Origin of the sequence: Parabacteroides sp. AF17-3, from assembly GCF_003635445.1 — a bacterium.
Lineage (GTDB): Bacteria > Bacteroidota > Bacteroidia > Bacteroidales > Tannerellaceae > Parabacteroides > Parabacteroides goldsteinii.
The window spans coordinates 67,392-73,853 of the sequence record NZ_QTMM01000013.1 but is presented as its reverse complement, the minus strand read 5'-3'; the positions used below and the strand labels follow the sequence as shown (position 1 = coordinate 73,853).

The window sequence follows — 6,462 nt, the reverse complement described above, 5'->3', positions numbered from 1 at the left end:
GTGAACTCGCTACGCTCAAACAGCACAGCCTCCGGACGCTCTCTACGGATACTTCGCTTTACGCTCACCAGATGAGGCCTTTCATAGAACGCTTTGCGTTCTCTTAAGATTGCCGATACTACCTGTTAAATCCGAAAGTTTTTGTTCTATAAGTACCGGTATCGGCCATCCTAAGAGGAAGCACAGCTTCCTTGGAAAGGCCTAAGCGGGTGAACGTCCGCGGAGGGGGAAGACGAAGCGGTTAAAAAAATCCGTTGTCTGAGCGGAGCGAGTTTCGGATTTTTCAGCGAAGTCTTTCACCGGAGCAGTGAAGCCGGTTAAGCCTTGATCTTTTGCCTACTTTTCCATCAAGGGAAAAGTAGGTTCAATTATTTCTAATTTCGGATGTTATGTCATTCGTAAGGAGACTTGTTAATGTAAGAAAAAGTCATGCTACAACGTAGCGAGTAAAAGCTTTATATATTTTGCAGCAAATGTACGGGGGTTATTCCTTTTTTCCATACTTTTGTATGCTATGATAAATGCAAATCCGAATGAAAAAGTCCTTATCCCATTTACCTAAAGAGAAACAGACCGATTTACGTCTGATCGCCCGATATGTAGTCGAAGTTCTTGGTGATCAATGTGAAATGATCATTCTTTACGGTAGTTATGCTCGCGGCAACTACGTAGAGTACGACCAACGGATCGAATTTGGAATACCGACTTATTTCATGAGTGATTTCGATATACTGGTCATCACCCGGAATGATTGCAATAGTAGCGGAATAAGCCGTCAGTTGGAAAAAGTGGAAGATCGTTATTACAAATATAAAGGGATGGGAAGATATGCATTTACGACTCACATCCATTTTATCGATGAAACGATCAAAGACTTTAACAAAGAAATAACAAAAAGCCGCTACTTTTATACAGACATAAAGAAAGAAGGTATCCTGCTATACGATAGTGGTAATTGCAAATTAGCCCGTCGCCGCAAGCTTAATTTTTCCGAGATTGGAGAACTGGGACAAGAATATTATACTACTAAATTTAAATTAGCGACAAGTTTTATGAAAGGGGCTTGTTTTTATTTAAGTGAAAGTGAATTCAATATGGCCGCGTTTCATCTGCATCAGGCTTGCGAGAACTTATACCGTGCTATTATTCTGACATTTACAATGCATACCTATAAAATACATGATTTGGAAGAGTTAATTAAAGCTGCCAAAACACATTCTTTGGAAATAACCAAAGTATTCCCCCGCGATACCGAAGAAGAAATACGATTGTTCAATTTGTTGCTTAAAGCCTACATAGAAGCACGATACAATAAATATTATGCTACAACGAAGGAAGATATAGAAGCCTTAATCCCACGTGTAGAGCATTTAGCAGCGATCACCAAAGAAGTTTGCGAAAATAGAATAAAGGAATATGCGAGTCGTGCCAGAACGACAAACTAACCGGCAGAAGCCGGGAAACTAATTCATTCCTCCCTACTAACTAATTGAAATGTAAGGACTCCTTATTGGCAAGGTGTACAGGATAGCCAGCCAAGGTGTACAGGATAATCCACTAGGGTGTACAGGCTAATCGATTATCCTGTACAGGGTAGTTATACTAAGTAAGGAGTTAACAATTAGTTTATTATAGGGTTTGATTTACTCAGACCGGAAGAGAGCAATAGTTTCAGAAGTGATACATGATAAAACATCTTTTATACACAATGTTTTCAGTATTTATTTGCCATTTGCAATATACTTCTATAATATCCTATCAATAAGCACAATAAGACATGGCAAATAACTATTCTATTTGCCATACTATTTGCCATTTGCCATCATTCCTCTTACGGTTGATTATGGCAAATGACAAATAACATTGCAAACAGAAAAAGTATTTGCAATAGTATATATAACTGTTTAACAATGCATTGCATCGGCATATTGCAAATGGCAAACAAAATACCGAAAACATTCTGTGAGTGTTTATCGATTCATCTTCTTACGCCGGTTCAATTCTGACTGCAACATCTTCAGTTCACGGCTGGTCTGCCCTGCGACCGAAGTGTTTTCTTCAGCACGCCGGATCAGGTAAGGCAACACGTCTCTTACCGGAGCATAAGGCACATACTTGGTTACATTAAATCCTTCATGGGCCAGATTGAATGAGATATTATCGCTCATCCCCAGCAACTGGGCAAAAAAGATACGGGAATCATCCCGTTTGAGACCCTTCTCATCTATCAGCTTAGCCAGTTTATAATTACTTTCCTCATTATGCGTTCCCATAAACATCTCGAAATGCTCCAGATGGTCCATGGTAAAACGAACAGCCGCATCGAAATTCTCATCGGTCGCCTTCTTATCCTTGCAGATCGGGTCGGGATAACCCAAAGCCGCAGCACGCGCACGTTCGGCCTCCATATAAGCACCACGCACGAACTTGACACCGGCGATATATCCTTTTTCTTTGGCATCATCCAGAATACGGCGCAGGTAAGGCATACGGTCATGACGATACATCTGCAAGGTAGCAAATACGATCGCACGTTTTTTATTGTATTTCCGCATCGCCTCGTCGGTCAGTTCATCCAGCGCATCCTGGAAACAGTAATCTTCCGCATCGACAATCAGACGGACATCGTTCTCATAAGCACGCTGGCAGAAAGCCATAAAGCGTTCTTTAAATTCGCGGAAGGCTTTTACTTCTTCAATGGTCAGTTCGCCCCGTTTTTCAGAAGCCTTGGCAAGAAGTTCATCGGTCGTTATAGTAGAAGGTTTGAATACGGCATAAGCCAGGTTATCATTTCCTTTGGCAAAATCGATTGAACGTAGTGTTTCTTCAAATGTAGCCTGGATACCTTCAGGAGTCTGCTCGCCTTCGGCTGAAAAGTCAAGGGTAGAACGCACATTAAACTGTCGGAGATGGTCGATCGCTTTGGTACAATCCTGTAATGTCTCACCACCGACAAACTGTTTATATAAAGTTGGCTTTACAGCCCATGCTAAAGGGAAATGAATCTTTAAGGCGATATTACTTCCAAAACTGGCACATTTTACCAGCCACGGATATTTTATTGTATTGAAGAGTAAGTAAGCGTTTCTCAATTCAGACTGCGATTTGGATGAAAATGCAATCTCGGTATTATTAAAGTCTAACATAGTATCTGATTTTTAAAGTTGACAGATGACAGTTGACAGTAAACAATTTCGAAGCATATTACCTGTCAACTGTCACTTGTCAACTGCCAGCTGATATGTTATTTTTCTCCTAAGAACGGATAACCGTAAGAAGTAGGCGGAACCAAAGCCTCCTTGATACAACGAGGATTCGTCCAGCGGATCAGGTTCAGCGGACCACCGGCCTTGTCATTCGTACCGGAAGCTCTCGAGCCACCGAACGGCTGCTGTGCAATAACGGCACCGGTCGGCTTGTCATTGATATAGAAGTTACCGGCAGCATAGCGCAGTTTATTGAATGCCACGTCGATAGCATAACGGTCGCGTGCAAAGATCGAACCGGTCAGGGCATAAGGAGAAGTACGGTCGCACAACTCCAATGTTTCCTCATATTTATTATCGTCATATACATAAATAGTGATCACCGGACCGAATATTTCTTCCACCATGCTCTTGAACATCGGATCTGTTGTCTGGATAACAGTCGGTTCAACAAAATAACCTACCGACTTGTCGCCATTACCGCCAAAGACGATCTCAGCATCCGGAGATTGTTTCGCATAGTTGATATAACTCATGATATTATCGAATGAAGCCTCATCGATCACCGCATTGATGAAGTTCGTGAAATCCTGCACGTCACCCATCTTGATCTCTTTCAGCATATCGCCTACCATCTCTTTTACATCTTTCCATAAAGAAGCCGGGATATAGGCACGTGATCCGGCAGAACACTTCTGACCCTGATACTCGAATGCACCGCGAACGATAGCAGTCGCCACATCCAGTGCGGGAGCAGACGGATGAACAAAGATAAAATTCTTACCGCCCGTTTCACCGACAATCTTCGGATAAGATTTATAATGGCCGAGGTTCTCGCCCATCTGGCGCCATAGCGTATTGAATGTCGCAGTAGAACCAGTGAAATGGAAACCTGCCAGATCGCGGCTGGCAGTTATCACCTTACCGATCACGCTCCCCTGTCCAGGGATAAAGTTGACAACACCATCCGGAAGTCCGGCTTCCTGGAAGACCTTCATCAACAGATAGTTTGAATGGATAGCCGTAGTAGACGGTTTCCAGACAGCCACATTACCCATCATGGCGGGAGCCATATTCAGGTTGCTGGCGATAGAAGTAAAATTAAACGGTGTCAACGAGAACACGAAACCTTCCAGGGCACGGTATTCCATACGGTTCAGGATACCCGTTTCCGAATAAGGCTGGTCGGCATATACCTGGCTGGCATAGAACGTACTGAAACGCAGGAAGTCGATCAGTTCGCAGGGAGCATCGATTTCCGCCTGGAACGGGTTCTTGCTCTGTCCCAGCATCACTGAGGCATTTAACAGATAACGATATTTTGTAGCAAAGAGTTCAGCCACCCTTAACATAACGGAAGCACGTTCAACCCAGGGCAGTTCAGACCATTCTTTGTGCGCCTTCATAGCGGCGTCGATGGCCATCTGCACCTCTTTCTCGCCGGCTTTATGGTAAGTAGCCAGCACATGATGATGGTCGTGCGGCATAACCACTTTACCGGTATTACCCGTACGGACTTCTTTTCCGCCAATGATCAAAGGAATATCCCATTCTTCATTTGAGAGTTCAGCTAACGTTTTTTTCAAAGCTGCTTTTTCACTCGATCCGGGTGCATACGATTTTACCGGCTCATTAATAGGCTTAGGAAATCTAAAAATAGCGTTATCCATGTTGTTTCTTAGTTTATAAATAGTTAATCAATGATTTTTTCTATGCTGTAAACGTAGTAAAATAATTTTAAAACAAAGTGAGTAAAGAGTTAAATTAGTTTTAATTAGAAACACTTTGGTATATGGTATATATCAACATTTTCCCATCCATAGCTGTTATTAAAATATAATCATCTTAAAGGTATAGAAACTATGGCTATTAAAAGTGTTTGGATAGAAGAAGACTGTATCGCTTGCGGTACTTGCGAAGGCATCTGCCCGGAGGTTTTTCATGTGACGGATCGTTCCCGCGTAAACGAGGGAGTAGACTTCAACGATTACGAGGAAGAGATCAAAGAAGCAGCCGAAAGCTGTCCGGTCAGCGTTATTAAATATGATTAAGTGAGGAGGACCACTCACGTTTTACAGAGTAAAAAGTGGAGAGGTTATTCCGGTTTGGGATAACCTCTTTTCCTGTCAGGATTTGTCGGTATTCCAATAAAAAACCGTATATTCACAAAAAAGATAATTGGGATGAAGAAAACTGCTATACTTCCGGTATTTTGCCTTATTCTGCTGAGTTTCTGTACCGGCAAAACGGATAAGCCGATTACTGACGGACAACCTGCACCAGACTCTGCGACTGTAGAAGTAACGGAAATAATAGATACTGTCCCTAAAGAAATAATCATTGAAAAGGAATTGCTCTACGACCAGCATACTCTGGAAGACACTTATCCGTATAAAGATACGACACGGGAGTTCCAGTGGGAAAAGATAAAGGAGCGCCTAACCTGGCTCGAATCCATCCAGAAAGAACCGGCCACCTGGTCGATCCTCCAGAATTACAGGAATAAAAACGGGGAAGCGCCATTGGTAAAAAACTATCACAGAGATTCATACCGCCGTATAGCCGACTCGCTGGGCGTCGAACGCTTCCAGGGAATACCGCTCTACCTGACAACAGACACTGCGGTGCCCGAACTCTACGGCAGGGACGGTGCCTTGGTAAAACACCTGGAAGACTATACGAATTTCACCCGGGTTGCCTCCGTACACACCGGAAAAGAGTGGATGATCCCTAAAAAATATATCCTGACGATTCCTGATACGATCGTCTTCAAAAAAGCTGTCTTTGTAGATACCCGGAATCAGAATATCGCGACACTGGAACAGGAAGGCGACAAATGGCTGGTCAGAAGCATGAACCCGGCTACAACCGGACTGCACAGGCCACCCTATGCCCAGGAAACGCCTCCCGGAGTATATATTATCCAGGAAAAGAAACCCCGCATGATCTATCTGGTGGACGGTACCACGGAGACAGGAGGCTTTGCTCCGTATGCCAGCCGCTTCACAAACGGGGGGTATATCCACGGGGTACCTGTCAATGCTCCGCGCAAGTCACTGATCGAATACAGTTCGACGTTGGGAACCACTCCCCGCTCCCATATGTGTGTCAGGAATGCCACTTCACATGCTAAATTCATCTACGACTGGGCACCGGTTTATGAGACTCTTGTTTTTGTTTTCGATTAAAAATTCTAACTTTGCAGTCTGATTCACACAGACATGCACAAAGTTTTCATCTATCTGTTCCTATTGTT

General features: G+C 43.4%; 5 protein-coding genes. 3 read left to right on the top strand and 2 right to left on the bottom strand.

The window, feature by feature from the left end:
• Window positions 1-533 precede the first annotated feature (533 nt).
• Window positions 534-1,445 (top strand): HEPN domain-containing protein, encoded by a 912-nt coding sequence (locus DWW91_RS17395; RefSeq protein WP_046147785.1) that lies wholly within the window; start codon window positions 534-536, stop codon window positions 1,443-1,445.
• A gap of 525 nt (window positions 1,446-1,970) precedes the next feature.
• Here DWW91_RS17395 and DWW91_RS17390 read toward each other — a convergent pair.
• Both DWW91_RS17390 and pruA read right to left on the bottom strand, forming a co-directional pair.
• Window positions 1,971-3,146, bottom strand: a complete 1,176-nt coding sequence (locus DWW91_RS17390) for a proline dehydrogenase family protein (RefSeq protein WP_007653714.1) — start codon at window positions 3,144-3,146, stop codon at window positions 1,971-1,973.
• A gap of 98 nt (window positions 3,147-3,244) precedes the next feature.
• Window positions 3,245-4,876 carry an L-glutamate gamma-semialdehyde dehydrogenase gene (pruA, locus tag DWW91_RS17385; RefSeq protein ID WP_007653716.1) on the bottom strand — a complete coding sequence of 544 codons (1,632 nt, stop codon included), beginning with the start codon at window positions 4,874-4,876 and terminating at the stop codon, window positions 3,245-3,247.
• Between the two features lie 192 nt (window positions 4,877-5,068).
• Here pruA and DWW91_RS17380 point away from each other — a divergent pair, with 192 nt between their 5' ends.
• Both DWW91_RS17380 and DWW91_RS17375 read left to right on the top strand, forming a co-directional pair.
• A complete protein-coding gene (locus DWW91_RS17380) occupies window positions 5,069-5,257 on the top strand; it encodes a ferredoxin (RefSeq protein ID WP_007653717.1) in 189 nt (62 codons plus the stop codon).
• Between the two features lie 132 nt (window positions 5,258-5,389).
• Window positions 5,390-6,394 (top strand): L,D-transpeptidase, encoded by a 1,005-nt coding sequence (locus tag DWW91_RS17375; RefSeq protein ID WP_122328443.1) that lies wholly within the window; start codon window positions 5,390-5,392, stop codon window positions 6,392-6,394.
• The last annotated feature ends 68 nt before the right edge of the window (window positions 6,395-6,462 follow it).

Coding starts and splice junctions, on each gene's coding strand:
- DWW91_RS17390 (WP_007653714.1), bottom strand. CDS start 3,146: ATGTTAGACTTTAATAATACCGAGATTGCATTTTCATCCAAATCGCAG.
- DWW91_RS17375 (WP_122328443.1), top strand. CDS start 5,390: ATGAAGAAAACTGCTATACTTCCGGTATTTTGCCTTATTCTGCTGAGT.
- DWW91_RS17380 (WP_007653717.1), top strand. CDS start 5,069: ATGGCTATTAAAAGTGTTTGGATAGAAGAAGACTGTATCGCTTGCGGT.
- DWW91_RS17395 (WP_046147785.1), top strand. CDS start 534: ATGAAAAAGTCCTTATCCCATTTACCTAAAGAGAAACAGACCGATTTA.
- pruA (WP_007653716.1), bottom strand. CDS start 4,876: ATGGATAACGCTATTTTTAGATTTCCTAAGCCTATTAATGAGCCGGTA.